Annotated in this window: 1 protein-coding gene; it reads left to right on the top strand. The window is 42.1% G+C overall.

What is annotated here, in order from left to right:
- Positions 1-813 (top strand): IS5 family transposase (locus MMP72_RS15755; RefSeq protein WP_241406212.1); only part of this gene is annotated, 813 nt, incomplete at both ends.

The raw sequence follows: 813 nt of genomic DNA, 5'->3' as shown, positions 1-813 counted from the left end.
CCATTTGGTTTGATCCTGCTACGCAATGGTATGCTCCATCAAAAGGCAAACAAGGGCGAAATCAAACCTACTCCGACGCAGCCATCCAATGCTGCTTAATGATTAAATCCTTATTCCGTCTGTCTTTACGTATGGTTACTGGCTTTGTGCAAAGTCTGATTAAACTTTGCGGATTAAATTGGATAGCTCCAGATTACACCACGCTTTGTAGAAGACAAAAGCATATTGATATTGTAATCAGCTACCAAAAAAGTAGCGATGGGCTGCATCTACTCATGGACTCTACAGGCATGAAGTTTCTAGGTGAGGGCGAATGGAAGCGCAAGAAACATGGACCTGAATATCGTCGCCAATGGCGTAAACTTCATATTGGTATAGATGCTAAAACCCTACAAATACGAGCAGTTCAGCTTACAACCAATAATGTCAGTGATTCACAGGTGCTTGGTGATTTACTTAATCAGATTCCACAAGATGAGCAGATTGACTCTGTTTATACCGATGGAGCTTATGACACCAAGCAATGCCGTCAGGTCATTGCAGATCGGCAAGGGCATGCGGTGATTCCACCTAGAAAAAATGCGAAACCATGGAAAGATACAAAGAGTAGCTCGCTAGAGCGAAATGAATTACTTCGAACAGTTAAGCGTTTAGGCAGGACACTATGGAAAAAATGGTCAGGCTATCATCGGCGAAGTTTGGTTGAAACTAAGATGCATTGCATCAAATTATTAGGAGATAAACTCAGTGCAAGGAGTTTTGATAGCCAAGTGAATGAGATCCATGCACGTGTAGCAGTCCTTAACAGATTTA

It is taken from the genome of Acinetobacter sp. NIPH 2699 (assembly GCF_022549355.1).
Taxonomy (GTDB): Bacteria; Pseudomonadota; Gammaproteobacteria; order Pseudomonadales; family Moraxellaceae; genus Acinetobacter.
This window is presented reverse-complemented; position numbering and strand designations above follow the sequence as displayed.